This is a genomic window from Marinimicrobium alkaliphilum (genome assembly GCF_003259155.1).
Lineage (GTDB): Bacteria > Pseudomonadota > Gammaproteobacteria > Pseudomonadales > Cellvibrionaceae > Marinimicrobium_A > Marinimicrobium_A alkaliphilum.
This window is the reverse complement of the sequence record NZ_QGMQ01000006.1, coordinates 333,449-359,507: the sequence shown is the minus strand read 5'-3', so window position 1 is coordinate 359,507 and position 26,059 is coordinate 333,449. Positions and strand designations below refer to the sequence as shown.

27 protein-coding genes are annotated in these 26,059 nt (G+C 56.7%); 17 read left to right on the top strand and 10 right to left on the bottom strand.

What is annotated here, in order from left to right; translation table 11 throughout:
• The 3 genes from DKW72_RS12085 to DKW72_RS12060 all read left to right on the top strand — a co-directional run.
• Positions 1-591: GNAT family N-acetyltransferase (locus tag DKW72_RS12085; protein ID WP_232522394.1), on the top strand; the 591-nt coding region annotated here is incomplete at its 5' end.
• A gap of 559 nt (positions 592-1,150) precedes the next feature.
• A complete protein-coding gene (locus DKW72_RS12070) occupies positions 1,151-1,501 on the top strand; it encodes a hypothetical protein (RefSeq protein WP_198411332.1) in 351 nt (116 codons plus the stop codon).
• A 447-nt stretch (positions 1,502-1,948) separates the two neighbouring features.
• Positions 1,949-2,395 (top strand): hypothetical protein, encoded by a 447-nt coding sequence (locus DKW72_RS12060; protein WP_111642610.1) that lies wholly within the window; start codon positions 1,949-1,951, stop codon positions 2,393-2,395.
• Between the two features lie 32 nt (positions 2,396-2,427).
• On the opposite strand, the gene DKW72_RS12055 is transcribed toward DKW72_RS12060, so the two are convergent.
• The gene (locus DKW72_RS12055; RefSeq protein WP_111642609.1) at positions 2,428-2,718 is read right to left on the bottom strand and encodes a type II toxin-antitoxin system RelE/ParE family toxin; all 291 of its coding nucleotides are present in this window, start codon (positions 2,716-2,718) and stop codon (positions 2,428-2,430) included.
• A complete protein-coding gene (locus DKW72_RS12050; protein WP_111642608.1) occupies positions 2,711-2,932 on the bottom strand; it encodes a TA system antitoxin ParD family protein in 222 nt (73 codons plus the stop codon). Before DKW72_RS12050 ends, DKW72_RS12055 begins: the two co-directional genes overlap by 8 nt.
• A gap of 182 nt (positions 2,933-3,114) precedes the next feature.
• On the opposite strand from DKW72_RS12050, the gene DKW72_RS12045 reads away from it, so the two are divergent.
• The 13 genes from DKW72_RS12045 to DKW72_RS11980 all read left to right on the top strand — a co-directional run bounded on the left by DKW72_RS12045 (position 3,115) and on the right by DKW72_RS11980 (position 15,525).
• Positions 3,115-3,423 carry a YdeI/OmpD-associated family protein gene (locus DKW72_RS12045; protein WP_111642607.1) on the top strand — a complete coding sequence of 103 codons (309 nt, stop codon included), beginning with the start codon at positions 3,115-3,117 and terminating at the stop codon, positions 3,421-3,423.
• 155 nt (positions 3,424-3,578) lie between these two features.
• Positions 3,579-3,821 (top strand): hypothetical protein, encoded by a 243-nt coding sequence (locus tag DKW72_RS12040; protein ID WP_111642606.1) that lies wholly within the window; start codon positions 3,579-3,581, stop codon positions 3,819-3,821.
• 295 nt (positions 3,822-4,116) lie between these two features.
• Complete coding sequence (locus tag DKW72_RS12030) at positions 4,117-4,635, top strand: GNAT family N-acetyltransferase (protein WP_111642605.1); 519 nt, start codon at positions 4,117-4,119, stop codon at positions 4,633-4,635.
• A 76-nt stretch (positions 4,636-4,711) separates the two neighbouring features.
• Complete coding sequence (locus DKW72_RS12025) at positions 4,712-5,026, top strand: hypothetical protein (protein WP_111642604.1); 315 nt, start codon at positions 4,712-4,714, stop codon at positions 5,024-5,026.
• Positions 5,027-5,493: 467 nt separating this feature from the next.
• Positions 5,494-5,793 carry a hypothetical protein gene (locus DKW72_RS12020; protein ID WP_111642603.1) on the top strand — a complete coding sequence of 100 codons (300 nt, stop codon included), beginning with the start codon at positions 5,494-5,496 and terminating at the stop codon, positions 5,791-5,793.
• 206 nt (positions 5,794-5,999) lie between these two features.
• A complete protein-coding gene (locus DKW72_RS12015) occupies positions 6,000-6,743 on the top strand; it encodes a hypothetical protein (RefSeq protein WP_111642602.1) in 744 nt (247 codons plus the stop codon).
• 235 nt (positions 6,744-6,978) lie between these two features.
• Positions 6,979-7,926 (top strand): YihY/virulence factor BrkB family protein, encoded by a 948-nt coding sequence (locus tag DKW72_RS12010; protein ID WP_111642601.1) that lies wholly within the window; start codon positions 6,979-6,981, stop codon positions 7,924-7,926.
• Positions 7,927-7,936: 10 nt separating this feature from the next.
• A complete protein-coding gene (locus DKW72_RS12005; RefSeq protein ID WP_111642600.1) occupies positions 7,937-8,929 on the top strand; it encodes a GGDEF domain-containing protein in 993 nt (330 codons plus the stop codon).
• 134 nt (positions 8,930-9,063) lie between these two features.
• Positions 9,064-9,648, top strand: coding sequence for an ion transporter (locus DKW72_RS12000; protein ID WP_111642599.1), 585 nt, complete (start codon positions 9,064-9,066; stop codon positions 9,646-9,648).
• A gap of 45 nt (positions 9,649-9,693) precedes the next feature.
• On the top strand, positions 9,694-11,013 hold the full coding sequence (locus tag DKW72_RS11995) for a DUF2254 domain-containing protein (protein ID WP_111642598.1): 1,320 nt from the start codon (positions 9,694-9,696) through the stop codon (positions 11,011-11,013).
• A gap of 321 nt (positions 11,014-11,334) precedes the next feature.
• The gene (locus tag DKW72_RS11990; RefSeq protein ID WP_111642597.1) at positions 11,335-11,880 is read left to right on the top strand and encodes a ferritin-like domain-containing protein; all 546 of its coding nucleotides are present in this window, start codon (positions 11,335-11,337) and stop codon (positions 11,878-11,880) included.
• A 56-nt stretch (positions 11,881-11,936) separates the two neighbouring features.
• On the top strand, positions 11,937-13,358 hold the full coding sequence (locus DKW72_RS11985) for an AsmA family protein (RefSeq protein ID WP_111642596.1): 1,422 nt from the start codon (positions 11,937-11,939) through the stop codon (positions 13,356-13,358).
• Between the two features lie 115 nt (positions 13,359-13,473).
• On the top strand, positions 13,474-15,525 hold the full coding sequence (locus DKW72_RS11980; RefSeq protein ID WP_157960480.1) for a hypothetical protein: 2,052 nt from the start codon (positions 13,474-13,476) through the stop codon (positions 15,523-15,525).
• 50 nt (positions 15,526-15,575) lie between these two features.
• On the opposite strand, the gene DKW72_RS11975 is transcribed toward DKW72_RS11980, so the two are convergent.
• The 6 genes from DKW72_RS11975 to lpdA all read right to left on the bottom strand — a co-directional run bounded on the left by DKW72_RS11975 (position 15,576) and on the right by lpdA (position 23,237).
• Positions 15,576-17,231 carry a S8 family serine peptidase gene (locus tag DKW72_RS11975; protein ID WP_232522400.1) on the bottom strand — a complete coding sequence of 552 codons (1,656 nt, stop codon included), beginning with the start codon at positions 17,229-17,231 and terminating at the stop codon, positions 15,576-15,578.
• Positions 17,231-17,815, bottom strand: a complete 585-nt coding sequence (locus tag DKW72_RS11965; RefSeq protein WP_111642593.1) for a hypothetical protein — start codon at positions 17,813-17,815, stop codon at positions 17,231-17,233. Before DKW72_RS11965 ends, DKW72_RS11975 begins: the two co-directional genes overlap by 1 nt.
• Positions 17,812-18,363 (bottom strand): sigma-70 family RNA polymerase sigma factor, encoded by a 552-nt coding sequence (locus DKW72_RS11960; protein WP_157960478.1) that lies wholly within the window; start codon positions 18,361-18,363, stop codon positions 17,812-17,814. Before DKW72_RS11960 ends, DKW72_RS11965 begins: the two co-directional genes overlap by 4 nt.
• 25 nt (positions 18,364-18,388) lie before the next feature.
• Entirely contained in the window at positions 18,389-19,672 is a 1,284-nt protein-coding gene (locus DKW72_RS11955) for a hypothetical protein (protein WP_111642591.1), read from the bottom strand.
• The gene (locus DKW72_RS11950) at positions 19,669-21,702 is read right to left on the bottom strand and encodes a hypothetical protein (protein WP_111642590.1); all 2,034 of its coding nucleotides are present in this window, start codon (positions 21,700-21,702) and stop codon (positions 19,669-19,671) included. Before DKW72_RS11950 ends, DKW72_RS11955 begins: the two co-directional genes overlap by 4 nt.
• Before the next feature lie 110 nt (positions 21,703-21,812).
• Positions 21,813-23,237, bottom strand: a complete 1,425-nt coding sequence (gene lpdA, locus DKW72_RS11945; protein WP_111642589.1) for a dihydrolipoyl dehydrogenase — start codon at positions 23,235-23,237, stop codon at positions 21,813-21,815.
• A 174-nt stretch (positions 23,238-23,411) separates the two neighbouring features.
• On the opposite strand from lpdA, the gene DKW72_RS11940 reads away from it, so the two are divergent.
• The gene (locus DKW72_RS11940) at positions 23,412-24,008 is read left to right on the top strand and encodes a DUF2459 domain-containing protein (RefSeq protein WP_111642588.1); all 597 of its coding nucleotides are present in this window, start codon (positions 23,412-23,414) and stop codon (positions 24,006-24,008) included.
• On the opposite strand, the gene DKW72_RS11935 is transcribed toward DKW72_RS11940, so the two are convergent.
• Complete coding sequence (locus tag DKW72_RS11935) at positions 24,005-24,601, bottom strand: hypothetical protein (protein ID WP_157960477.1); 597 nt, start codon at positions 24,599-24,601, stop codon at positions 24,005-24,007. The two genes, DKW72_RS11940 and DKW72_RS11935, sit on opposite strands and share 4 nt — an antisense overlap.
• Before the next feature lie 119 nt (positions 24,602-24,720).
• The gene (locus DKW72_RS11930) at positions 24,721-26,055 is read right to left on the bottom strand and encodes an erythromycin esterase family protein (RefSeq protein WP_111642586.1); all 1,335 of its coding nucleotides are present in this window, start codon (positions 26,053-26,055) and stop codon (positions 24,721-24,723) included.
• Positions 26,056-26,059: the final 4 nt, after the last annotated feature.

Here is a 26,059-nt window from a genome sequence, read left to right as displayed (position 1 = left end):
TCGCAAGCTCGCGCCTCTGTACGCGACGTTAGGCTGGCCGAGTGCCAAGGGAAGAGTAAAATGTTTGAAATAGTAACAGAAACGCTTTTGTTAAGGGATTTTCGGAAATCAGATCTTGATGCGTTTCGTTCTATCAGGCGTGACGCGAAGTTCCAGAGATTTTATGATGAAGAAGACTCTGCGGACCGAAAGGCAGATCAGCTTTTAAGTCTATTCATTGAGCAGGCAGCGGAGACCCCGAGATCAAAATATCAACTAGCGATCACAACCACGCAAGGTGAGCTGATAGGCACTTGCGGTATTAGGTCGGATGGGACCTCTGAATTCTCAATAGGTTGTGAGCTTGAAAGACTTTGGCATGGAAAGGGAGTAGCTCTGGAAGCTGGTAAGGCCATGATAAACTTCGGGTTTAGTGAGCTTGGTGCTAGTAGAATCTATGCGGAAACTGTTTCAGAGAATACAGCCGCCATTCGACTTTGTCGATTACTAGGCATGAAGTTAGAAACTGAACGAGAAAACGATAGGTACTTCAAAGGACGTGAATGGGGTACGACCATCCTATCTATATGCAGAGGTAGCTGGAGTGCATAATCAGCAGCCTAACAATCGGCTGTTATCGCCCCTACGGGGCTGGGACGGCCTTTCCGCCGCTGCGCGGCTTCAAGTCCGCCCTAAAGCCGGACGTTAGGCATAATCATGGAGAAATATTGAAGAATACTATTCTGGAAAGCCTGCTGGCGTTCGCGTTTATTTCATTGGCTGCAGGTGGGTTATATTATCTTGAAATGCAAAGAGGAATCCCTAGGTTAATTTGGGGTGGACCCCTCGCGTTCGTTTTCTTTGCATCTCTTGTCTTGAATAATAAATTCTCAACAGCTAAAGCTTGGATGAAGCGCAGCTATTATATATTTCTGTTTGGCTTCTTTTGTGCTGTTGTAATTCAATACCTATACTTCTATCACGTAATTTATAACTACGGGCACTGGCTCCCAGTCGCAATGCTGCTGCCGTTTATAGGTTATTCGTTCTATGGTTCAATTAGGTACGGAAAAAATGAAAATGCCTAACCAAGCCAAGCACGGCGACAGCTTTTCCGTTGCGGCTTCGCCTCCACTACAAAGCTGCGCGTGTCGGCGACGTTATGTGAGTCATGAATAGAGAGCAGGCAAAACAGAAAGTAGAAGCTTCTTTAGCTCTCGGGTGCCATACGGCTGCTCCCTGGGTAGAAGACCGGGAAGCGTATATTGCAGAGAAGGCGGCTGATCTGATCGCGTGCATTATTCAACCTGTTTCAGCTACGGTTGTGGCCGCTTCTTACCCGGAGTACAGTTTTGCGGAGTACCACGAATCAAAGGTATGGGCTATTGCCAAGTCGGGGGATAACTGGCTCCTCACCTTGGATGGGAAGCCTGATTTTGCTCTAGGGTTTGGCAGTGATCCAGCGAGCATAGAGATGCTAGGCTTTTCTTCAGCGGACGCACTTGGAGAATGGCTTGGATAAATCACATAACCAAGCGCAGCACTACGCGGCCTGTCGGCCGCCGGATGCTCGCAAGCTCGCACCGGTCTGCGCGGCGTTATGTGTATTGTCGTTTTCGGAGAACTATTTAGTGAGTAAATACGTATTCCAAGGGGCATCGATTAGAGCTAGAGCTAAAAGTCTTGTTATTGACTTCATGGCAAATCATCCAGATTGTCAGGCGAACTCAGAAGGCATAAAGCAGTCCGAAATTTTTCGGAGTTGTGGGCTAGATTGGGGTGATAAGAAGAGTGCTACGTCATCACACCAACAGTATTGGCTTGTCGCTCTTCTTCGAGAGCTAGAATATGACGGCCATATAGAAAGAGTAGGCGAATCTGGGCCATGGCGAATAAAGTAAAAACACATAACCAATTGTTCAAGTTTTCTCCGGGCCTTCGGCCCTCCGCGGGACGCCAAAAGCGTTAAATGCATATGAGCGTCACAAATCGTTATATTTATGCAGCGGAGCTAGGGCTATCGTTTGGCCCTGCAACACTGCTCTGGTTGTGGGCGCTTCTGGCCGTTCCGAGTTTACTATTGGAAACGTTGAGCGGATCAGCTAATTACGCGATTTTTCTAGCCGCTATGATTCTGGGCGCTTTTGCGCTGGTCGGCATCTACAGCCTTGCTAAGGTAGTTGTATTCCGGTCTTCTATCAAGCTGTCTTTCGTGGCTGTTACGGTACTTTGCTTAATGGGAGCGATAGCCGCTCTTATGCAAGTTGGCTCGAATACTAGCTCGTGGGTAAATATTGCAATATTTTCGTTGCCCATAATCTGTGCTAGCCATTTTTTGGCTATCACGTATATTGGCGGAAAGCATTTAACCAAAAGTAGCACTACGCCGCTGCAAGCGGCGGCGGGACGCTCGTAAACTCGTGCCCATGTGCTTAGGCGTTGCAACCGTCATTTCTTCCGCTTGATATCGCGGTAGAAGTTTTCGTGTGATCTCAGGGCCATCAGTTCAAGGACAAGGGCACCATCATCAAAACTGTAACCCAGCAGAGTCAATTGCTTGTTCATCTTGAACTTATGGACTCGCAGAAAGGCCAGATCTCCCTTCTTTTGCTCGCCAATGTTGGGGTCGGCCATTAAGTCTTTAACAGCCTGATCCAGGTCTTTTTTCTGGTTGGACTTGAGTTTCTTTACCGCTTTCTTGAACGTAGGGGTCTGTAATACACTCGTGGCTTTAACCAAAATCGTAAGCCTCCAGCTTTCCGGCGTCCCGCTCTGCCTGCGCGATGATTGCTTGTCTTACAAATTCGTAGGGTAAATCGGGGTTATCTTCCATTATCTCGCCGATTTTTGCCCAATGTTCTATCTGTTTGGGCGGGGTTCGATTAAGCGCTTTGGCTATAATAGTGGCTTTTTCAATTAGATTTTTATCTAAGCGAATACTGTTCGTGGCCATTTGTACCTCCAGAATTGAGTTTTCTCAATTGTAGCAATATGCCACAATTGAGGCAAGTTGCAACAAGGCGCTGTTGTCGGACTGCTTTTCCGCTGGCGCTACAAAGCAGCCGCAAAGCGCGGCGTTATGTGTTTCTCGAAACCCTCGCTCGTAAATCCAGCTGTAGAAAATAGGTGCTAGATATGAAGCCAAAACTTTCTGGAGGGCTGGCGCACGAATTGCCCGCTGATTTGGCTAAGGCCTTAACAGAAAGGGACGTAATTAGTGCCTGGGAAGCCTTGTCAGCAATTGGCCGCAACGAATTTATTTGTTGGGTTGAAGACGCCAAACAAGAGAAGACTAGAGTAAAACGGATCGTGCGAGCTACCGAGGAGCTCTTGGGAGGGAAGAAGCGACCTTGCTGCTGGGTAGGGTGCATACATCGCACGGACAAAAAGCCTAGCAAGTGGCAACAGGATGTTTTGATAGATAAAAAACCAAAGAACCAGTAGCGAAGTAAAATGAAACCAACACATAGCAATTAGCTGCACCCGGAGCCATATTGCTACGCTCGCTTTGTGTAGTCGCTGAGCTCGATTTTACACAAAACGCTCCCCGAAATATGGGCCTGCGAGCTAGGCGTTATGTGCTCTCGGGAGTTTTAGTCTTGAAAGTTAAAGTGGAACAATTTGAATCCGGTTGGCAGGGCTTAACATTAGGACTTACATCGAAGGAAATCGATGAACTGATAGCTGCACTTAAGCAGCTAAAGATTGATCGCGGACACTTCCATTTCCGAAGTGACTTCGAGGGTTCTCCGAGCGTCGGGGATATTGAGTTCTACTGGCAATCCTCAGATGCATTCAGTGATCTTGTTCTGGAGAAAAGTAATGTCATTAATCCTCGGTAGTGAACGTAACCAATCGCAGCACTACACCGCCGTGAACGGCGGCGGAACGCTCGTAAACTCGATCCCGTGTTCTTGGCGTTCCGTAATCAATGAGACCTTATGAATTTGTTGTTTGTCTGTAGCGAAAATCGCCTCCGTAGCCCTAAAGGCGAGGCGGTCTTTTCTGAATATGAAGGGAGCGCCGCGATCGGCTGCGGCACATCGACACTTCGTGGCTCGGTCGGCCTACATTTCGCTCGTTCCTCACTAAATTTCAGCCGCCGCATATGCGGGGCGTTACGAGTCCAGTTTAACTATGGAAATACGTTTAACTTCAAAAGAAGATGCTGCTATTTTGGCGGAGTATTTTTCTGCGAATAGGGAGCATTTTCAGCCATGGGAGCCGATTCGTGAAGCTGGCTACCATAGTTCAGAGTCGCTTACCAAGAGACTGGTTGAATATGAAGAGCAACATGAAAATGGAAGTGCAGCACATTTTGTAGGGCTTATTAACGGCCAGGTGGTATCGCACTGTTCGTTGACCAATGTAGTTTATGGGCCATTGCAGGGCTGTTTTATGGGTTACGGGGTATCAAAAGAGCATGAAGGAACTGGAGTAATGGCCAAGGTGTGCCAAGTGGCTATTGAATATGCATTCAAGGAGCTCGATCTAAACCGTATAATGGCTAATTACATGCCTGTCAATACACGATCAGCGGACCTGCTGAACAGGCTAGGATTTTCCCAAGAGGGGCTTGCCCGAAAATACTTGAAGATCAATGGCGTGTGGGAGGATCATGTTCTTACTTCAAAGCTTAATCCCGAAAACTCGTAACCGTAACAGTGGAAGCCACCCAAGCTATTTTTTCTCCGGCAGGCATTAGGAGACGTTTGACGAACTGGAAAATAATATGAACCTACTAATTGGTAATGTATGGAAAAGTCTAATTATTAGCTTTTGGGTGTTAGTAGTTGCTGTAATTATTGCACCAGCTGGTGAGCCACAAGACATTATCTGGTATGCCAACGTCTCGTTATCCATTATGTTAGTGGTATCTTGCATATTTCTGGTCGTTTTTTCCCTCGTTGTTATCGGTATTAAACGAAACCAATTGGGTGTAGTGGAGGTTGTACTAGCGGCGTTCCTTGTGGTTTTATGCAATGTTCCGGGTAGCATGGCGCTGTATGTGTATTTTAAAAAGCAAAAATATATTGGGCGACACTAAGCTTGACAAGGCCATTAGATTCGCTCCCAGCGGTCGCCGGACCTCGCTTCGCTCGGTCGTTTATGGCAGGCGTTATGAGTATTACTATGAATATCGACGTTAAATGCCCAAATTGTGGCGGTTCAGCTTTATCTAAGCTTCGGAAAATTTCGATGCCAGGGGCAATAGTGACTTGCCGTTCATGTGGCGCGGAACTTAGGTTGGAGCGGATGCTTTCGTTCCGGAGCATTGTTCCTAGTTTGATTGGAGTCGCACTAATACTGCTTTACTCTTGGGGCATGCTTTAAATGCTGTCGGCTGGGTCTTAATCGTGGCTGGCAATTCTTGGCATTTAGCGAATGTCCCTATGTTTGTTGTTAATCGCGGTGCCGGAAATGGTCCGGGTAACTCATAACCTGCGCAGCACTACACAGCCTTCGGCTGTCGGATGCTCGCGCCGGTGTGCGCGGCATTAGGAGGAGAATGGAATGGTACCCTCAGAAAACATGTTTACTAAAACCTCAGGAGACGGAGGTTCTCGTCGTATAAAACAGGCTCGCCAAAAGGCCTACGAGAGAGAAGGGAAATTTACATACTGGACGATGTATTTGTCTATTTTTTTGGTGAGCGCTGCGACCCTTGGGGTATTGGCGGGCGTTACTATATCCATATTTAATGGGTCGGCGAGCGGCGTTGCAGTTGCTGTAATAGTCGGCGCAACTATGGCGGCGTTCTCCTTTAGTACACGCATAGAGCGTTGGCTTTTGAGAAAGTACATCGCAAAATAATCGCGTTCACGAGCATTTAACAATTCAAGGCAGCGGGGCATACTCTATTTTGGGTATGCGGCTTTCCAGGCGAAGCAGTAACATGATGCAGAATAGGCGATTGCGGCCAGATTTGGCGGTAATTATGGCGATTTCAACTCAGGTGAATTCACACACGGTATCTATTTAAGGAATCGCCAATAACAATGAACAGAGGACTTACCCCAATGTTGCAAAACTTACTTATTGCGCTTTTAACCATTTTCCTGCTATCTGGCTGCCTCATCGATAGCAGCCCTGACCCCGACGCCCAGAATTCGCCTCCCGCTAACACTGACGATTCAAGCGATGAGGCAGACGACTCGGACGACGCCAACGATAACGACAATACCGATGACGCTGACGACACCCACGGCGATGACAGCAATGCCCTCGTTCTCAGCATGGGCGACTCGCGCTGGAACAACGATGGTCGCGAATCCACCCTGGAGTATCGCGACGACGATGACGTGCTGGTCATTATCCCTGACTTCACGAGAGTAGAGTGTCCACAGGATTGGGATGCAGATGCGCGGTGCATGTACGTTGCGAACCACACAGTTGACGGCCCTCTGGATTTACGTGGTAGCCACTTCGTAGTCGAGCTGGAAATCTCCCAGTCCATTCTTGACAATGGCGGCGACCCGGGCGGCATCGTCTTGGTGGCCTACGTCCAGGAAAGCAACGCCCCCTGGGAAGGTGCGTGGACCTGTGCGACAGATAACCAGGCTATTGAGTCAACCACTTTTACTTACGAGTGCACCATGCCTGAAGACAACGACGCTCTGAACTTGGCGGACGGTGGCGATGTCGGGAAGGTGGGCCTTCAGATTCTGCGTGGTGACATTGAAAACAGTGCGGGCGGTGTCAACAATGATATTGAAGGTACCATCACCATGAAGAGTTTTGTCATTCACCTGACAGCAGATTAGGGCAGCCGCTGCTTTTCGATATAGACCCGGCCTTGCGCCGGGTCAGTTTGGATGGCGTCGATGGTCTTCCGTAGAGTAATACCTTTTCGTCTAGGTCACCCAACTATTCCAGTTTGCCTCTGAAACGCTTGATTCCCTCTTGTATTTTTAGTCTAATCAAGGCTTTAGGCCCTTGCTCTACGACTTCTTTTCTGGTTTTTAGGCCCGTGGCTTCATAGCTGAGGTATTTTCGACCATGGCTTTCCGGATCTACGAAAAACTTCCCAGTCCGATGAGGCACTGGCTCAGCATCCTGGGTGCTGCGGGTCAGTATTGGGTGGCGAGCCAGGCCTTTATTTACGCGGCAGCGCTGGCGTTCTTCACCGTCTTCTCGATCGCGCCGATCCTGGTCGTGGTTGTCACTCTGGTCGGCCTGGTTATCGGAGAAAGGGCGGTTCAGGGTGAACTTTTCGAGCAGCTCGAAGGGGCGCTCGGTCCGGAAGCGGCAGGCGTGGTGCAGACGGCGGTGGTCAATTCGCAGATCGACCAGAGTGGCATCTGGCCGGCGTTGATCGGGATCTTCGCCACCATCGTCGGCGCCACCACGGTGTTTGCACAGATGCAGCGATCCCTGAACCAGATTTGGGACGTCGCGCCACGACCTTCCAGAAGCAGTGTGTGGATTTTTATCAAAAGCCGGGTGCTGTCGCTGACCATCATCCTGGCCATCGGGTTCACCCTATTGGTCTCGCTTATATTGTCTGTGGCTTTACGTGGTATTATGGCGTTCGCGGAGGAATGGCTGCCGGTGCCTGGTTGGGCGATGGTGGGCATGGAATTCTTCCTGTCGTTGCTTGTGGTCACGCTCCTGTTTGCGGCGATGTTCAAGATCCTGCCGGATGTGCTCCTGTCTTGGCGAGATGTCCTGCTGGGTGCCCTCATCACAGCGGTAATGTTTACGGTTGGCCGCTCCCTGATTGCCATCTACCTGGCCTATACAGCGACCGCATCGGCCTATGGCGCCGCTGGCTCCCTGGCGTTACTCCTGCTCTGGGTCAACTATTCCTCTATGATCCTCCTGTTCGGGGCTGCCTTTACGCGTGCGCACCTCGAAGGCAGAGGCATGTCCGTTCGGCCCAAGAGCACCGCGGTGTGTGTGCATCATGAGTTGATTGATGACGTGAAGACCTATAAGTCGAGCTAAGGACCTGAGAGTGAATGTACCTGTTGATGTAGAAGGCCGTCGGTCAATACTGCGTGTACTGCTCGTGATTACCCTATTGTCCGCAATCTTCTTTTCGGTTTTTAACTGGATGGTTGGTTTGAAACTGTTCGCGCTGCTGGAGTTTGCTGTAGCTTGTCTTTGGGGAGGGATATTGAGCATCTCTAAAACCACCCCAAATCTGCAGCGATGGAGCCTCGTTTACCTCATTTCTTTCTTGAGCCTTGTGTTGATCGGTATCTGGATTTCCAAATTTCGGTCGGGCTTGTATGCATGGATTTTTATCTTTCCCATATTATCTTACCTGTTACTGGGACGCAGGTTAGGTATCGTTTTGACTGCATTCAGTGTTTTCATAGGGTTGGGCGCTCTTGGAGCGAGAGTCTGGCAGCAGGATATGGATGTACACTGGATTGTGCTGGGTAACTTTGGGCTTTGCGCATTGGCGATTTGGGCCATGGCTCATGTGTATGAATTTAAACGTGAAACAATGGTTGCCCGATTACACGAAATGGCAACCCGAGACCCGTTAACAGGGTTGTTGAATAGGCGCACTTTGATCGAAACACTTGATCTCGTCTTGTATAGAGCCAAGCGTCGTTCGGAACCGGTGACCTTTGTTTACATCGATATTGATGATTTCAAGTTAATCAATGACACTCAGGGCCATGATCGCGGAGATCATATCCTGCTGACTGTGGCCCAAGCTATCAGAAGTGGAACGAGGCTGGAAGACTATGCTTTTCGTCCCGGCGGCGACGAGTTTTTCATTATTTTCACCAACTGCACAAAATCTCAGGCAAAGGATATCTACGCTCGCCGAATAGCCCGTGAGCTGCATAAGGTCGAGGAAGGGCTGTCATTGAGTGTTGGCTATGTTCAGGCTGATCCAGGCTACGAACTGTCGCCGGAGCAGTTGATGCAACAAGCCGATCAAAGTATGTATGCGGCTAAGCGTGCCGAAAAGCTGAAAAGCCAGACGTAACTAGAGGCATAAGAACGCCCTTATGTTTGGCACCGTACTGACGCTAGAGCGTAACTCGACCTATCATGGTTGACAGTATGTCGTGATAACGAACGTACCAGATTGCGGCGATCAAGGTTGGCAGGAGCGAGCCGATGCGACTGAAGCTTGAATCGGCGTTTGAGGAGTCACTCAGCAATCATCTGACCTTTGTGGTCATCATTGCGGCGATACTGACCGCACCGCTGACGATTGCCTACTGGTTGGAGATTGAGCACCCCCTGATCACTGTCGCCGACTGGCTGATTTGGGCCGTGTTCGCGGCCGAGTATGCTTTCTACATGGCGATTTCGCGCGACCGCTGGAAGACGACAAAAGACAACTGGCTATCGGTAGTGATCGTCCTGCTGTCCTTCCCGCTGCTTCACGAAATACTCAAGTCCACTCGGCTGATACGACTTCTCCGCCCACTGCCGCTGTTGCGACAATCGGCGCTGCTCCGGCAGATCGAACTGTTCCGGCTGTCCAGCGTCCGTAACGCCGGGAGTAAGGCAGCGATGACCGAGGCCAAGGACAAGTTGGGAAACGAACACAGGGCTGTCCGCTTCATCGTTCGCGTTGAGTACTACCGTTCACGACTCGTTACGGCGCTGCTGAAAATCCTGCCCTTTGTAAAGTCCAGCACCCTTCGCAAGCGGCGTCGGGAGGAGCGTTCGAAGCGTCAGGATATCAGTGAATGATGGCCGGGTAATGATGCAGGCCAGTAACCAGAACGGGGTAGGTTGATGAGCGATGGCGCCTGGGGCAAGCTTAACAAGCTGATTCACACGGATGTGATACTCGATCGCTTGCGTTCGAGTATGTGGGTGGTGCCCATCGGAATTCTGGTGCTAATGATTGCAGCAGCACATGGCCTCCTGCACCTGGACAGTCAATTAGAGCTTGATTTGGGTATGGCGGGTGCCGACATTGACGGCGCCCGAGGCATGCTCCAGGCCGTAGCCACCAGTATGGTCACTGTCGCAGGGGTGGTTTTCTCGCTGACGCTGCTGGTTCTTTCCCAGGCCAGCGCCCAGTATTCACCTCGAGTACTGCGTAATTTCTTACGTGACCGGGTAAACCAATCGGTATTGGGTGTGTTTCTGGGCGTTTATGCTTATTGCCTAACCGTCTTGCGAGGTATGGGCGGGGACGCCGGCGACATGCCGGGATTGACCATTATGGGCGGTTTGGTTGCCGCCTTGGGAAGCGTCGTCTACCTGGTCTATTTTTTTCACCATATCGCAGAGTCACTCCAGCTCGAGAACATCTTAAAAGGTATTGAGGCGGAAACTCTGACGGTCATTGCGCGTATCTATCCACAGGGGGTGGACGTCCCGGATGACGAAGATACTGAACTAGGGGGCGAGTCGGGGCCGTGGGCGCAAAAGGTTAAGGGGACTGAAGCCGGATACATTCAGCACATTGACATACGCAGCTTGCTGGATATCGCCGAGCGCCTGGATACCGTTATTTATGTGCCGCACTGCGTGGGCGACTTCATTGTACACGGCAAGGTCCTGGCGGAAGTGGCGGCGGGGCCAACGTTGGAGGAATCGAAGCTTGAGGCGATATCCTGCGCCTTTTCTTTGGGGGTCCAGCGCTCCATCCACCAAGACCCGGCGTTCGGCATTCGCCAGTTGGCTGATGTGGCAACGAAAGCGCTCTCCCCCGGGGTAAACGACACTACCAATGCCATCATGGCGCTGGACCGCATCAGCGTATTAATGACTGAGTTGAGCGCTCGGTGTCTTCCGCACCGCCGGAGGATGGTAGGCGACAAGGTGCGGTTGATTGTTTCACGCCCCAGTTTTGGTGATCTTTTGGGGCTCAGTTTTGATCAGATGCGCCAGTGGGGAAGCGCCAACCCTGCGGTCTTGTATCGGTTACTGGACGTGTTGGGCGATCTGGTGACGGTCAGTGCGAGCACCCGCCGCCGAGCGTCGATACAGGAGTATGCCGGGCGCGTACTTGCCACCGCAGAGGCCCATATCAAGGAGCCCGAAGACCTTCGCCGGTTACAGAACTGCTACACGCAGCGCATTGAGCGAAGGGTGAGCGCCTAGCGAAGACCGAGAAAGGAAAGGATCACAAGGACGATAACGATTGCACCGACGATATAGATGATATTGTTCATTAGCAGCTTCTCCTGCACAAAGTCACGAAATTAGATTTGCGCCGCTTCCCGTGCGGCGCGCGATGCAACTCCCTGTACAGGCCACTCCTTCGCCTCATCTCGATCAATAGTAGGTTGTTGGCCGCGTCAGGTCTGTTCGTTCGCGCACTGAACGGTCTCCTCGACTGGAAAAATCGCGTTATAGGCACCATAGTAATACTACGCGGTGTGACTACGCCGCCTGAACCCCGAACTGAAACGGAGGCTTATTGTGACCGACCAACCATTTCTGACCGACGTCAAAACGCTTCGAGAACGCGCGCGCAGGCACATGGAGGAAGGCGCCGTTACTGAGGGCTACACGGCCAACAGGGAAAATGTCATCAACATCCTGAACGAGGCGTTGGCCACCGAGATCGTTTGCACTTTGCGTTACAAAAGCCACTATTTCCGTGCTGACGGCATCAACGCCCATGTAGCCGCGCAGGAGTTTCTGGAGCATGCCGAACAGGAGCAGCAGCATGCCGACTGGTTGGCTGAGCGGATCGTGCAGCTTGGCGGCGTGCCGAATTTTTCGCCCGAGGGGCTTTTGAGCCGCTCGCATGCGGAGTTTGTTGAAGGCAACAACCTGCGCGAGATGATTCAGGAGGATCTGGTTGCCGAGCGAATCGCGATTGACAGCTATCGCGAGGTAGCCCGTTATCTGGGCGACGATGATCCGACCTCGAGACGACTGATGGAAGAAATTCTGGCTCAGGAAGAGGAGCATGCCGAGGACATGGCCGGTCTTCTGAAGGACTTGCCGCCCGACTCATAACCTCCTCTACGCGTAGCGCCGATCCGCTTATTGCGCCTCTGACGCGGGGTGAAAATATGAAGAAATCCATGCGACGAATGTTTCTGATCGTTGCGGCTTTGGTCGCCTTGGTTGGGGCCGGGGTGGTCTGGCTGCTGCTCGACGCAGACCGGCTCGGAGATCATTTGGAGACCAGGATTGGCGATGCCTTAAATATGGATGTGCAGTTGGGGCAACCTCCGACGTTCGGTCTGGTTCGCGGCGCGAGCGTGTCTCTGGCAGAGGTTGAACTGCGGAGGGAGGGGCAGGTTGTCGCGACGGTTGAAAGCGCTCACCTTCGCATTGCCCTGTTCAGTCTCTTGGCGGGCAAGGTGCGCCCGCTTGAGTTGCATCTGGAGCGGCCAAGGCTGTCGGTCGAGCGCTTCAGCCCGGGGGTATTTAACGTCTACGATTCAGAGGCAGAAACAGGGCCACTCAATGGGTTGTCGCTGAGACGCTTGCGCGTGAGCGATGCTCGACTGAGCTACCTGGATCAGCCCTCGGATCTGGAGTGGCAGTTTGAGCACTGTGACGTGGACCTTCGCGATATCCGTCATGCCGGCGGTGAGTCAGTGCAGGTGCGTACAACGCTCGCCGCCGAGGGTGAGCTGAGCTGTAAACGGCTGAGTCAGGGACAGCTTGAGGTTTCCGGGTTGGCGCTGGAAATTCACGGTGAGGACGGCGTTTTCGACCTGGTCCTGGATTCGGCAGCGGCTTTCGAAGGGCAGGCGTCGGCGCAGCTGAACGTTGATTTGACGCCCGATTCGCCTGCATTCAGTCTGACGAGTAGCCTCGACCAATTTGAAATCGGGGCGTTCATGGCTATGGTACAGCCGCAGCAATCCACCCATGGCACACTGGATTTCGCGCTGGACGTGAGCGCACAAGGTCGTGCCTGGCAGGACATTCGGAGCTCGGCCGAGGGTTCGTTGAGGCTAAAAGCCGGGGAGCTGGTGCTCGATGGCTTCGATCTCGATGACGAGCTTGACGATTATACCGAGACGCAGAGCTTCAACCTGACCGATGTCGGGGCTATGTTTCTCGTCGGTCCGATCGGTCTCGTGGCAAGTCGTGGTTATGCCTTTACCGGTTTGTTGGAAGACAGTGATGGCAGCACCCGCATTGATCAACTGGAATCGGAATGGGCGATTGAGGACGGTGTCGCTCGGGCACGCGATGTAGCCTTGCGTACACCGAAAAATCGACTGGCTCTGACGGGAGGCTTGGATTTTGCTCAGTACCGGTTTGACGAGCTACGGGTAGCCGTGCTCGACGCTGATGGCTGCGCCATCGTTGAACAAAGAGTCACCGGCCCCTTCAGGGAGCCTGAGGTCAGGCAACCCAACTTTCTGGTGGTGGCGGCCGGCCCGCTGCTTGATCTGGTCGAGCGCGGTATCCAGGCTATCACTGATGAAGACTGCGATGCGTTCTATTCCGGCTCGGTTCCGCATCCGGAGTAACACGCAAATGTCGGCATTTGTGGAACCAAAATTAATTTGAACCTGTTTGACAGCACTGACGACTACCTCAACGGTACCCCTATTGGTACAAAAAACAACCGAAGAGGTGATTGTCATGCAACAAGAATACAGTTCAAATGCTAAATCCTACCTGAGGACGCTTGCGGTCACGCTTTTGGCCGGCAGCCTTTTTGCCTGCGGTGGCAGCAACAGCAACCCCTTTCCTGATGATCCCGGTGGTGGCGATAACGACCCGGACCCCACACCGGAGTCCGTTGAGCTGGGCTTCAGCGTGCAAACCTACGGCGGCGCCCGGCTCTCGGATGTCTCCGTTACCCTGGGTGAAGACACTGCTCAGAGCGATGACGATGGCTACGTATTGTTCTCCTTGCCGAGTCAGGATACGTATGTGGTGCGCGCCGAGGCGGACGGTTTTATCACCCAGGCGCTCAAGGTCGATGGTGAGGCTGACGGTATTACTCCCATACGTCTCACAGCGGTGAAGCAGACCCTGAGCCTGGCGGATATTGAAGCGCCCCGTACGCTCAGCGCCAACGATCTGGGCGCGCGTATTACCTTTCCTGCGGATGCCTTTGTCACCCCTGATGGCGAGCCCGCCACTGGCAGTGCTACCGTCCAGATTACGCCTTGGGATATCACCAACGGTGAGCTTACGGCCATGCCCGGCAACGGTCAGGCGATCGATGCGGCCGGTGACGCGGTGGAACTGATCAGTGCCGGCATGTTGACCGTCGATATCCACAACGCGGACGGCGACTACCTGCAGCTCTCGCCCGGCGCCACAGCCGAAATACAGATGGATCTGCCGGTGGCCAGTATCAACAACGAGGCCTTGTCTGTGGGCAGCACCATTCCCATGTGGCACTTTGACGAAGCACAGGGTGAGTGGGTGGAAGATGACTCCATCATGGGTACCGTGGTGCAGTCGCCGACGTCTCCTGTGGGATTGGCGGTGTACGCAGAGGTGAGCCACTTCTCTACCTGGAATTGGGACTTCAAGTTTGTGTATGGTGGCAGCATTCACGTGGAGTGTCGGCTTGAGGATAACAGCGCGACCCCCTGTGGTATTGGTGCCGAGGTGATTCTGGACGACGGCTCCATGTTTAGCCGCAACGGCCACTTGCCCGCAGGCGGTTCAACCATTATCAATATGCCCAACAGTGCGACCATTCACTGGTCGGCTACCTCGGCCGGTGGTTTGATCGGTGAGCAAACCACGGATATGTCCGGCGATGTGGTGATTGAGCTGGGCGAGCCCGATAGCAGCAATCACGTGCGTTGCCTGTTGCCCGACGAGACCCCGGTGGCGTGCTCGGTTACGCTGACTGACGGCGTTCACAGCCTGACTCAAGCAGTCCCTGCAGCGGGTGCCAACATCGTTACCGCCTGGCCGAATCTGGATGAGCACACCGAGCTGGAGTGGGTTGCTGAAACACCGGCCCCCATCAGCCACGGCGGTCAGCAAGTCCTGGCGGAAGGTGTGGCCACCTCTGGCATTACCGGTAATGTCGACATCGCACTGGATACCACACCGATTGATGACGTAGAAGTCCAATGCCAGTCTGCCAATGGCACTGTCATTCCCTGTCTCGTGGATTTCGTGGCGATTGCACCTAACGGCGATCAGGTTAGCGAAAGCGATGTGTACATTCAGAGTGACGTGTCCATCGCGATTCCGTCCGCCAGCACGCTGATTCAATGGTCCGCTGAGTCCGACGGTGCCTACAGTCAAAACGGTCAGTTTGTGTTGCTCGCCGGCAGCATGGAGACCGGATTGGTCAGTAGCGTGATCCTTGTTCTCGATGAAGAAGTGGTTCAGGGCCCGGCTGCGCAGAGTGTGGAAGTGTTCTGCACCAACAGTCAGGATACCGCGGCCACCAGCTGTGACATCGAAGCCTACGTCGAAGGCAGCCGCGCCGGCTACGCGATGCTGGGCAGCTTTGATGACGTCCTGGTGGGTGAGTCAGTGACTCTGGAGTTTCCGGAAGGTATGTCCAGCGACGGCGAGTGGGTCCAGCTGATGGCGACTGGCGATGACGGCTCGCAAACGTCCAGCTTTTCGCCCTACGGATCGCTGAACGATGGCGAAAGTATCGAGCTTGAGTTGCAGTGTGCCCATGGTGCTAACGGAGGCAACTGCCCCTAGTCCTCGTCTTTCCTCCCCTCATTTAAGCCGGTTTCTGAAGCCGGCTTTTTTTATGGACAGCCGCTGTGTTGTATCAGGCCCCAGCCGAATTGGTCGTCACGGCCTTCGGGGCCGAGGTCCTTGGCGGTCTGCATCAGGTCGACGCCTTGATACTCCGCCAGCAGTAGCGCGGCAGTGGCAAAGGGCGCGGCAAAAGAGGTTCCGGAATGGTAACGCCCTTCGCTGTCGCCATCCGCGCTCCAGACATCCACTCCCGGGGCGGCCAGGTCAATGTAGTCACCCCGGTTCGCTTCGGCATACCGTTGTTCGGCAGCGTCCACGGCGGTAACGGCAATGACCCCCGGCTGCCCGGCGGGAAATACCGGCGGCGCCTCGGGGCCTTGATTGCCAGCTGCGGCTATCAGTCGAATATCACGCTCGAGCAGTTGCGTTAAGGCCAGTTCAAAAATCCGGTTGCGCTCCCCGCCCAGGCTCAGGTTGATGGCCTGGACCTGCTCGCTCGCCAGCCACTCCAAGGCCGCCAACAGGGTGTCGGTGGTGGTGTCTACCACCGGGTCGTCCGGCGTGCCGCGCAGGCGAAACACCTCTGCTGCGAACAGTTCGCTGCCTGGCAACAGCCCTGGCGCTAAGGACTCCGGGTTGCCGATCAGCAAGCTGGCGACGGCAGTGCCGTGCTCGGCGGGAGCCGATTCGCCGCGTACAAAGCTGCGCCGGGCCAGGGCGGTACCCGCCAGCGCCGGATGCTGATCCGCCACCTGGGTATCGAGCAGCCCAATGCGAAAGTGACTGGGGCATGTGTGTGGGGGCTCCGGCCAGCGGATCATGCGCTGGCCGTACTGGCGACGAGCATTGAGCGGTTGATAGCGCTGGTTGGTATCGAGGTTGAGGTCTGGCAGCTCCGCTCGCAGTTTTGCGAGCAGTGCGGGTACCTGAATGTCCGGAGGAAGGCGAAGGACGCTGATGACCAGGCCCAGATTGTCGAGTTGCTCGCGGGACTTTACTTGCAGGTGATACCCCTGCAATTGCCGAGCTGCCTGCTGCGCCTCGGCCATATCGGCACTGACCAGCAGCAGCTCATGCGGCTCGTGGGGAAGGGTGTCGGGGTCAGGTGACGCGTCATCGAGGGTTATCTGGCGCGGCGGTGGCACCGGCACGGGCGGGGGCGTCATTGCGGCGTTCAGTAAACTGCCGCCGCGGCGCATCGGTGGGCGACGCGCTTCGGGCTCTGAAGGCTCCGGTTCGGCCTCGGGAGGCGTCTCCGGGGCGGCGTCTGGCTCATGGTCTGGCTCCGGCTCGATGTCCGGTTCTGGCGCGGGTTCTCGTTCTGGTTCCGGCTGTGGTTCAGGCTCCGGTTCTCGTTCCGGCTCCGGCTGTGGTTCAGGCTCCGGTTCCGGTTCTGGCTCTCTCTCAGGCGCCGGCTCCGGCTCTCGCTCTTCACGTTCCCGGTTGGGACGTGCTTCAGCTTCTATGGGCTCGGCCTCCAGCGCCTCCCGCTCCGCACGAATGTCTTCCACGTTCCGGATTTGTTGTGCCTCCCGCTCCCGTGCCGTGCGCTCCATTGGCTCGGCCCGTTGGAGCTCCCTGTCGGATCTCGGTGTCTCCTCCTCCTGCTCGACCACCGCCTGAGCGATCGCCTGTTGGCTGACCAAGGCGCCGATGCACAGCGACCATTGTAACAACCGCCGCCTTCCGGAGATGGGTGTCATCACGGCGCGATCACCTCATCCACAAACGCAAATTCGCGCAACCGTGCTGCGGCCTCGTCGGCGGCGCTGTCCTTCGGCAACTGCACCTGGAAAATACCCAGGGCGCTGGGCCCGGCGACAATGCTGCCGTTGACGCTGCGCAGGCTCGCCTGGATATCCGCCGTACTGGCCGTGGGTTCAAAAACGATTTGCAGCCGGGGGCCGGCTGTGGCGGCTTCGCCCGATGCCGGGCGAACATCGATGGCATTGTTTTGGCGCCAGGGCTCGGGGCCCAGTAGCAACCCTGTCTGGATTGCCACCATCAGACAGGCGGCAATGGCCACGGGCTTCCAGATATTTTTGCGTAGCTGCACGTTTGGCGGCGCCTGGCGCCCTGCGCGAATGGCCCTCTGTAAACGCGCCAGCCCCAGTTCCCCGGGTGGCGTCGCTGGCTCGTCCTGCAGCTGTTGACGCAGTGCCATGGCAAATTTGGCCTCGCGCGCCAGCGCCGGGTCTTGTGCCATTTGTTGTTCGAATGCCAAACGCTCCGCTTCCGATAAGCGGCCGTTGGCCCACAGATTCAGTTGTTCATCAGTTTTGTTCACGATGACCTCATGGCTCTGGCCAGTTGTTTTTTCAGTAAGTTTTTGGCGTGGTAAACCCGGGACTTTACGGTCCCTTCGGGCACCTGCAAAATGTTGGCAATGTCCGCATAGTCCAGCTCTTCAAAAAACACCAGATGCAGCACCTCCCGGTGCGGCGGCGACAGGCCTTGCATGCCGGCGCGCAACCGATCGCCGTCCTGCACCGCAGCCACCGCCTGTTCCAGGTCCGCGGCCGGTGTCTCGTCGGTCAGGTTGTCGTCCAGCTCGGTAAACTCGCGCCTGCCTTGTTTGCGCCAGTAAGTGAGCACCTTGTTGTTGGCGATGCCGAGCATCCACGTCGTGACTTTGGCGCGCCCGGCAAACCGGGTGGCCGAACGCCAGACGTCGAGCATCACCTCATTCAATAGGTCGGCCGCGACGAAGGAATCGTTCAACTTGGCCATCAAGTAACGGTACACGCGGGTTTCGTGCCGGCGATAAAAGGCGGTCATTGCGTCCATATCGCCCGCCGCCATGGCGTCTAACAGTTGTTCGTCGGTCTCCTGCACAGAAGTGTCCATAAGCGCTGTGAAATTATTCCTCGGTTTGAATCGGTTGAACCGGACTGGCTGCCACAATGGCGCCGTCGGCGTTTACGGCCACAATGCGCCAATAATAGGTGCGCCCGGGGGCCAGCCGTTGCAAGGCGGCGGGCGATAGTTGGGTGCTCTCGGTGTTGCCTGGGAGCAGCATCCCCGTCGTGGGGGCTTCGGTCATCTCCGCCGCAGCGGTATGGGGTTCACGTTGTGTGTCGGTGTTTGTGGCGGTCGGCGGGCGCTCGTACAGCTCCAGCTGATAGGCGCGGGTCTGGGCCACGGGGCGCCACTGAAACCGGGTGTCGGCTCTCAGAGGGGCGCCAGCCGCGGGTGCGCTCACGCGCAACACCGGTACGCGCGCCGGTTCCGTCGAGCGGCTGCTGACCTGATAGCGAAGGTCGAGGGTGTCTTGCTCAAAGCGTGGCTGAATCAGCCGCAGGCGCAGCAGGTAGAGCCCCGCTTCTTCGACGGGCAGTACCGGGCTTTGCAGGGTGGCTTGCTGGCCGGCGCCCAGATACTGGCGCACATTGTCCAGGCGGCGGTAGACCGGCTGGCCTCCGGTTGTGGCGGGTGTTGCCAGCTCCCATACGGCCTCCAGCAGGCCGGCGCGGTCATAGTGGATGTGGGCTTGCGCGCGCAGTGGCTCGTCGCGCGCCACTGAGGCCACCGGGCTGCCGTCTTCAAAACGCAAGGCCACCCGGCGGACCAGCAGCCCGCTGGCGGTGACCTCCTGGCCTTCGGGCAGCGAACGCATGGCATTGGGGTTGGTGCGCATGGGCGCCGGCTCTGGCTCCGGGCCTGGGGCGGGCGTGGACAGGCGAATGGTTTGCACACTGGTGATAGCCATGCCATTGATACTGAACCGGCGCACAAAAGATAACGTGCTGTGGCCCCGCTCGGCGGCGCGCCGGCTGACGTCGGCGGGAACGGTCAGGGTTTCGTTAATTGAAAGGATCACCTGGCCATCGGGGGAGGCCATAACACGCTCCGACAGGGGGCGTTGTACAGCCCCGAGCGACTCTTCCGAGCCGTGATCGCCCAGGGTGAAGTAGCCGACGTCCGAGGCGACGTCAGCAAAGCGCTCGACCTGCTGGACACGGCCGCGCCAAATCAGGGAGAGGGTGGTTTGTTCACCTACGGTGACCGGCTGGGCTACCCGGCAAGGTCGCATGCCCGAGCACAGTTCAACTTCCTGGGCGGCGGTGGGCAGGGCAACGCCCAGCGCCAGGGCCGGGAGTAGAACACGGGCCAGTGCGCGTCTGGCCTGGCGGAGTATCGTCATGGTTGACCTCCCGGGTAGGCTAGCGGCCACTGGCTGCGTAGCTCGATAAAGGCTTGGTAGCCTTCCACCGTGTCGGTGAAGGCCAGTTGCTCTAAGTAGCGGTTGCGGGTCACGCTCAATCGGAGGTCCAGACCGCCAAAATGGGGATCGGGGTCGCGAAGTCGCCAGTTCAGGTGAGCACTCATGTAGGCATCTTCCCCCCGTTGGGCGAAAAAGGGGTCTTCTCGGGCGTGGGTTTGATTCAAACTCATGGTCAGGCCGGTCTGCAGGCGTCCTGGAATCAGTTCTGCCTGGGCATCAAAGGCGTAGAGGTGCCGGTAGGTGCTTGCGTCCAGCGTCGGATAGGTGGTGTGTTGGAGCTGCCAACTGGCAAAGAGCCGATAGCGCCGGTTCGGAAGCCAGCCGGCTTCCAGGCGCGTGGCCTGGGTGCGGGCTTCTGGTTGCCAGCCGGTGGCGTCCTCCAGGGTATCGTAGTGATAACCGACCGACCATTGCAGCTGTGTTTTGGTGAAGGCGGCGGTCAGGCCGTAGTGACGAGTTTCCAGGTCGTTGGCCAGATAGCCTTCCGGCGTGTAGCTGTCTTCCAGGGTGGTGCCTCTGGCTGACAGGTGGTAACTCGGCTGCCCCAAAAAATCGAGGATCGGCCCCTCGGGCACATCATACTCGGCGTAGTGGGTGCTGAGGTTCCACTGCCGGGTTTCCGAGGTGGCGTAGGCGCTATCTTCGGCGAGGTTGTTGTCCTCTATGGCGTAGCCGCCTTCCCAGCTCCACTGGTTTTTGGACACATCAAAAAATACCCGATCCATTCTTTTGTCGGCGGGCGCGTAGCGGTTCGCCAGACTTTTGTACCAGGTCCCCATTTTTGTTGACTGCCAGCCGAGGCGCCAGTTGAGGTCTGCCATCGGTGTCGGGTCGACCACCGCCAGTGCGGACCAGGCGTTATCGCGTTCCGGCGCCAGGTCGCCGTCTCTGCCGTCAAAGTCGTACTCGCTTTCGGCGGTTTCGTAGCGCAGCCGTAATTGCCGCCGAAAAAAAAGCCCGTCCAGGGTCAGGTTTCTGGCTTCGCCCCGGTGTACAGTGGGTGCGGCGTTCGGGTCAAAACTGCCGTAGTCCGGCGTGCTGACCCGGCCAGAAAGCTGCTCGCCCGCTACCAGCAGCTGCGCGTTAGCGCTGCGCAGGGGCCAAAACTCCAGTCGCCCCCCGGTCAATCGGCTGTCGGCCTCGTCCCCGCCCAGTCCGGCATCAATCCCCACTTGCTGTTGGCTGTCGGCCCGGTACAGGGACAGGGCGCCGCCCATCACCGGCAGGCGGGCTCCGGTTGAAATGCCGCGCCGCTCAAAACCGTCCTGAATCAAGCTGGCGGAGGCCAGTTGCTGGTCGCCCAGCGCCAGCCGGTAGCGGTCGTATTCGCCGCGCAGACTGAAACGGGCTAGATCCAGTTCTCGCCCAGCGATAGCCAGTTCTGTGTCGTTGACCGCCATCAAATCCAGGCTGCTGTCCAGGCGCCAGTTGTCGCCGCTCGCTTGGGCTTGCAGGTGACCTCCTCCCTGCACACTGAAGTCGTTGCCGCCGCCCTGATTGTGCTGGGTAAGACGCTGACTGAGGGCCAGGTCAAGCTGTCCGCGTGCTTCCAGCTCCTGAAACCGGCGCGATTGGCGCACCTCAAAGCGCCAGTGTCCAAGCTCCTGAACGCGACCTTGCTCCCCGTAGAACACGACCCTGAGCTGGTGCTCGCCCGGCTTCAGGGGGCGTACTGGCGTATAGATCAGCTCGCCGTCGTGCATTTCAGTCAGGGCGGTCACATCCATGCCGTCCAGCTCCAGGGTCAGCGTGCCGGGCTCATCGGGGCGTGCGTTGTCAGGCACAAAAAGATGCAGACGTTCATCCGGCTGATAAAAGCCGGCGCTGGTCGAGGGGGTCAGTTGTACCAGAGGTTGGGCTTGTGCGACGGGCACGGCCAGTATCAGCCAACTGCTGATCAGCAGCGGCGCACTCAGTACGGCGGTGGGGCGGAGTACAAATAAAGCCATCCAGTGCTCACTTTGCGAGAACCTCTGTACCCGTTGAGTCGCAGCCGCGTTGGGTCCGGTTCAATTTTTCTTATTAAAAGCCCCGGGTTTTTGGCCCGGGGCTTTTTGAATTACTTTTTCTTTTTTGCCTGCGGGTTGGGCAGGTCGGTAATGGTGCCCGCTGCCAGCTCGCCTGCCAGGCCCACGGTTTCGTGCAGGGTGGGGTGGGCGTGGACGGTCAGGGCCAGGTCTTCTACCGAGGCGCCAAACTCCAGTGCCAGGCTGATTTCGCCCAGCAGCTCGCCGGCATTCAGCCCGACGATACCGGCGCCGAGCAACTGATCGTTGTCCTTGCCGTAAATCAGCTTGGTTTTGCCTTCGCTGCGCCCGGCACCCAGTGCCCGGCCGCTGGCGGCCCAGGGGAAGACCGCCGTGCGGTACTCGACGCCCTGTTCCTTGGCTTCCTTTTCGGTCAGGCCCACCCAGGCCACCTCCGGATTGGTGTAGGCAATGGAGGGGATGGAGCGGGGTTTGATGATGGTGTGCCCGGCGATCACCTCGGCGGCGGCATGGCCCTCGTGGGAGGCCTTATGGGCCAGCATGGGCTGGCCGATGATGTCGCCGATGGCGTAGATATGAGGCACATTGGTCTGGAGCTTGTCGTTGACGGCGATAAAGCCGCGCTCGTCCACCTCGACACCGGCCTTGTCGGCGGCCAGCTTTTTGCCGTTGGGCGCGCGGCCCACCGCCACCAGAATGGCGTCGTAGGTCTGATCGCCGTCCGGCGCGTTCTTGCCTTCGAAGCTGACTTTCAGGCCGCCCTTGTTGGCTTTGACCTCGGTGACCTTGGTGGACAGCATGACATTGAAGGTGTCTTTGTTGTATTTGCTGTAGACCTGGATCAGGTCCTTGTCGGCAGCGGGAATCAGTTGGTCGGCAAATTCCACCACGCTCACTTCGCTGCCCAGGGCCTCGTAAACAGTGCCCATCTCCAGCCCGATAATACCACCGCCGATGACCAGCAGCTTCTTGGGCACTTCCGGCAGCTCCAGGGCGTCGGTAGAGTCCCACACCCGCGGGTCATCGTGAGGGATAAAGGGCAGCTTCACGGGCTGGGAGCCGGCGGCGATGATGGCGTGCTCAAACTCCACTTCCACGGTTTTGCCATCGGCCTCCACCGCCAGTTTGTGCTCACTGACAAACTGGCCCACGCCCTGAAGCACGTCTACTTTACGCTGTTTGGCCATACCGCCCACGCCTTGGGTCAGCTTGCCGACCACGTCTTCCTTGAATTTGCGGGTCTTGTCCAGGTCGATCTTGGGTTTGTTGAAGCTCACGCCAATGTCATCACCGTGGGCCGCTTCCTTGATGACCTGGGCCACGTGCAGCAGAGCTTTGGAGGGAATGCAGCCGACGTTCAGGCAGACCCCGCCCAGGCTCGGGTAGCGCTCGACCAGAACGACATCGAGGCCCAGATCCGCGGCGCGAAAGGCCGCCGAGTAACCACCGACGCCGCCGCCGAGTACCAGTACCTGTGTTTTGCGAGAGTCTGCCATAACGAATGCTCCTGTGGTGAGGGTGTGCGCGAGTTAGAGCGCTGATAGTAATACTTGAGCGTTCAAAAGCCAATTGCCCGGCAGCGCTAGCGCCCAGCGTAGGAGCCATGCGGAGGGGGATAAAAAGGGCTACAGTGGTAGTCGTGGGCGCCAGATATTGCTCGGGAGGGGTCTATGATGCTGCAAGGGGTGAATCGGTGGGTGGCACTGGGCCTGACCTTGATGCTGCTCGGGTGCACCGGTGTGGTGACCTGTCCCGAGGCGGTGGAGGCGCCGCGGGCGGTGTATCTGGTCAAGCACGGCTGGCACCACCCGACGCTGGTGGTCACCGATGCGGGAGGCGACCTGCTGCGCTACGGTTATGGCGACTGGCGCTATTACGCCGAGGCTGAAACCGGCTTCTGGTCCGGCACCCGGGCGCTGGTCTGGCCCTCGGCGGCGACCCTGGGGCGCCAGCATTACCGCGCCGGGGGCGAAGGGCCAGAGCCGGTCCATCGGGCGGTCAGAGCTGGAATTTCCGAGATCTACGCCTTCACCGTAGCCGGGCCCAAAGTGGACGCGTTGATTGCGGCACTGGACCAGCAGTTCGAGGACGGCCAGGCGCAGCGCGAGCAGCTCAATCGCCCTTACGACTTTATCTTTGTGGCTCACTCCGATGCCTATTGGATGGGCCACAATTCCAACCACCGGGTCGCGCGCTGGCTCGAATCGCTCGGTTGCGAAGCGCGTCGCGCCCGGGGCGTGGTGGTGGCCCTTGAGGGCGGGGACTAGTGTTCAGGATCAAGGGAAATAAACAGCTCGTAGCTCCCGGAGTAATTGCTCCGGCAAGGAGGGCCACCGTCACTTTCGTAGCGGGGCTCGAACTCGACGACCTTTGATTCGAACGCGGGCGCACTGACGACCATAGAATACTCCGCTTCGAAGGTGAACAGCTCACATGGAATAGTGCAGATTGCCGATTCTCCGTCGGACGCTATGTCTACGCTAGACAAAACCGAAGGCTCCAGACTGTTAAAGTTATAGTTTGATCGGTCGCCAATTGTCAGTTCACTAAATGTCACCTGAACCAATCTGTCGTCGTTCGAACTGTCGATCACAGAAACAACTCTGATCAGAGCGTCGTCATAATACACAACATCAGAGCAAGTAACGTCTTCATTCTCGACAGGTGGCTGCTCATAACTTAGGTGTCCATCGGAGCCACAGGCGGTAATAAAAAGCGCGCAAAAAATGGGTACTACAATCAAAATATTCTTATTCATATTTCTCCACACTGTACTTCCATCATCCATTTTGGCGCCCAGGTAAACATCCTGCGTGGTGTGGTCGCCTGTTTTGCGCGGTGCATTTTTTATCCGTGCCAAATCGACCCTATCATACAAAATATAATACTATCAATTGCCCCCAGAGGAGGGTTGAGTGAGGGCTCTGTCGACTTGGGCGTTCAGGCTTTGGGCGCGCGGGCGCTGGAGGGCGACGCCGATCAGTTGTTCAGCGGTGTGAGCGCCCGGGTTTTGTCGAAGTAAAGCAGGGCGTCGTAACGCAAGGTGATCAGCGTCGGCACGTAGGCCTCGTTGGGTGGTCGGTAGATGACGCCAATGGCGCGCTTGTGCATGGGGATGAGCCATTGATCCTCACGGGTGTCCGGGCCGAACAGCAACAGGTGCTGGTCCAACTCCGCTTTGTGCAGTGCTGCGTCGACGCTTTGCGGGTGGGCGGGCACGACGGTCATGGTCTGGCGCTCGTTGCCCCACTCAGCCCCGGCGATAACGGTGCCCCGGTGGGTGGAAAAGCCGAGAATGAACACGTCATCTTCGCCTTCGCTTTCGCGCATCAGTTGGCCGATATTGACTTCACCCCGGTTGCGCATATCGGTAGCGCGGGCATCGCCGACGTGGGTGTTGTGGGCCCAGACGATGCCTTTGCTGCCGTCGCCGTGACGTTCGGCGATGCGCAGGTAGGCCTCGTGCATATAGCGAGCGCGCGCGTTCCAGGATTCCGGGCCGCGGCTGGCCGCGCCGTGGAACTGGGCTTCGGCACGCTTGACGGCTAATGCATTCTGGAGCGCCGCCCACTGGGCTTTGTCGGCTTTGCTGGGGTAATCGCCCATGGCTTCGCGCAGCAGGGTCACCGGCAGGCGCACGGCGTCCTCCAGGCGGTCACCGCCGCGCATCAGGTGCTGGGCATAGCCGCGAAAATTCTCCGGGAACCGGGTGATCTGCCGGTAGGCGTCGGCGACCTGGCCGTGACGGGCTTCATCGTTCTGCTCAAACCAGGCCAGTACCTGGGCCATGGAACCCTCAGGGTCCTGCATATCCAGGCCGTAGAGACCGACCTTGTCGTCCGCCTCACGCTCGTCGTTGTGGGCACGCAACCATTCCACAAAGTCCGCAAACTCTTCGTTGGCCCACATCCACTGGGGCCAGCGGGTGATGTCTGCACGCATCACATCCCGGGCGCTTTGGCCCTCCGGCGTTTGGCCTTTGATGTAGCGGTTGAGCTGGTAAATGGAGGACCAGTCGCCCTCAAGGCCGACAAAGGCGAAGCCCTTGTGCTCGATCAGGTGCTGGGAAATCTCGGCCCGCCATTGGTAAAACTCGCGGGTACCGTGGGAGGCTTCGCCCAGTAACACCGCGCGCCGGTCGCCGATGGCGCTGTAGAGCGGTGCGAGGTCCTTGGGGGCCTCCACGGCGGTGGCGATTTCCTTGAACAGGCGTTGATACCGGCTGACGTCGTCGGTTTCGCTCTCAGCGTTGGTGACAGTGGCTGTCAGGGCCAGCAGGGTGGCCAGGCAAGCGTGAATGCAGGTGCGGATCATGGCA

Bases quoted from the DNA above. Each gene is read 5' to 3' on its own strand.
- DKW72_RS12070 (WP_198411332.1), top strand. From the start codon at position 1,151: ATGAATAGAGAGCAGGCAAAACAGAAAGTAGAAGCTTCTTTAGCTCTC.
- DKW72_RS12060 (WP_111642610.1), top strand. From the start codon at position 1,949: ATGCATATGAGCGTCACAAATCGTTATATTTATGCAGCGGAGCTAGGG.
- DKW72_RS12050 (WP_111642608.1), bottom strand. From the start codon at position 2,932: ATGGCCACGAACAGTATTCGCTTAGATAAAAATCTAATTGAAAAAGCC.
- DKW72_RS12045 (WP_111642607.1), top strand. From the start codon at position 3,115: ATGAAGCCAAAACTTTCTGGAGGGCTGGCGCACGAATTGCCCGCTGAT.
- DKW72_RS12030 (WP_111642605.1), top strand. From the start codon at position 4,117: ATGGAAATACGTTTAACTTCAAAAGAAGATGCTGCTATTTTGGCGGAG.
- DKW72_RS12025 (WP_111642604.1), top strand. From the start codon at position 4,712: ATGAACCTACTAATTGGTAATGTATGGAAAAGTCTAATTATTAGCTTT.
- DKW72_RS12020 (WP_111642603.1), top strand. From the start codon at position 5,494: ATGGTACCCTCAGAAAACATGTTTACTAAAACCTCAGGAGACGGAGGT.
- DKW72_RS12015 (WP_111642602.1), top strand. From the start codon at position 6,000: ATGTTGCAAAACTTACTTATTGCGCTTTTAACCATTTTCCTGCTATCT.
- DKW72_RS12010 (WP_111642601.1), top strand. From the start codon at position 6,979: ATGGCTTTCCGGATCTACGAAAAACTTCCCAGTCCGATGAGGCACTGG.
- DKW72_RS12000 (WP_111642599.1), top strand. From the start codon at position 9,064: ATGCGACTGAAGCTTGAATCGGCGTTTGAGGAGTCACTCAGCAATCAT.
- DKW72_RS11995 (WP_111642598.1), top strand. From the start codon at position 9,694: ATGAGCGATGGCGCCTGGGGCAAGCTTAACAAGCTGATTCACACGGAT.
- DKW72_RS11985 (WP_111642596.1), top strand. From the start codon at position 11,937: ATGAAGAAATCCATGCGACGAATGTTTCTGATCGTTGCGGCTTTGGTC.
- DKW72_RS11980 (WP_157960480.1), top strand. From the start codon at position 13,474: ATGCAACAAGAATACAGTTCAAATGCTAAATCCTACCTGAGGACGCTT.
- DKW72_RS11975 (WP_232522400.1), bottom strand. From the start codon at position 17,231: ATGACACCCATCTCCGGAAGGCGGCGGTTGTTACAATGGTCGCTGTGC.
- DKW72_RS11955 (WP_111642591.1), bottom strand. From the start codon at position 19,672: ATGACGATACTCCGCCAGGCCAGACGCGCACTGGCCCGTGTTCTACTC.
- DKW72_RS11950 (WP_111642590.1), bottom strand. From the start codon at position 21,702: ATGGCTTTATTTGTACTCCGCCCCACCGCCGTACTGAGTGCGCCGCTG.
- lpdA (WP_111642589.1), bottom strand. From the start codon at position 23,237: ATGGCAGACTCTCGCAAAACACAGGTACTGGTACTCGGCGGCGGCGTC.
- DKW72_RS11940 (WP_111642588.1), top strand. From the start codon at position 23,412: ATGATGCTGCAAGGGGTGAATCGGTGGGTGGCACTGGGCCTGACCTTG.
- DKW72_RS11930 (WP_111642586.1), bottom strand. From the start codon at position 26,055: ATGATCCGCACCTGCATTCACGCTTGCCTGGCCACCCTGCTGGCCCTG.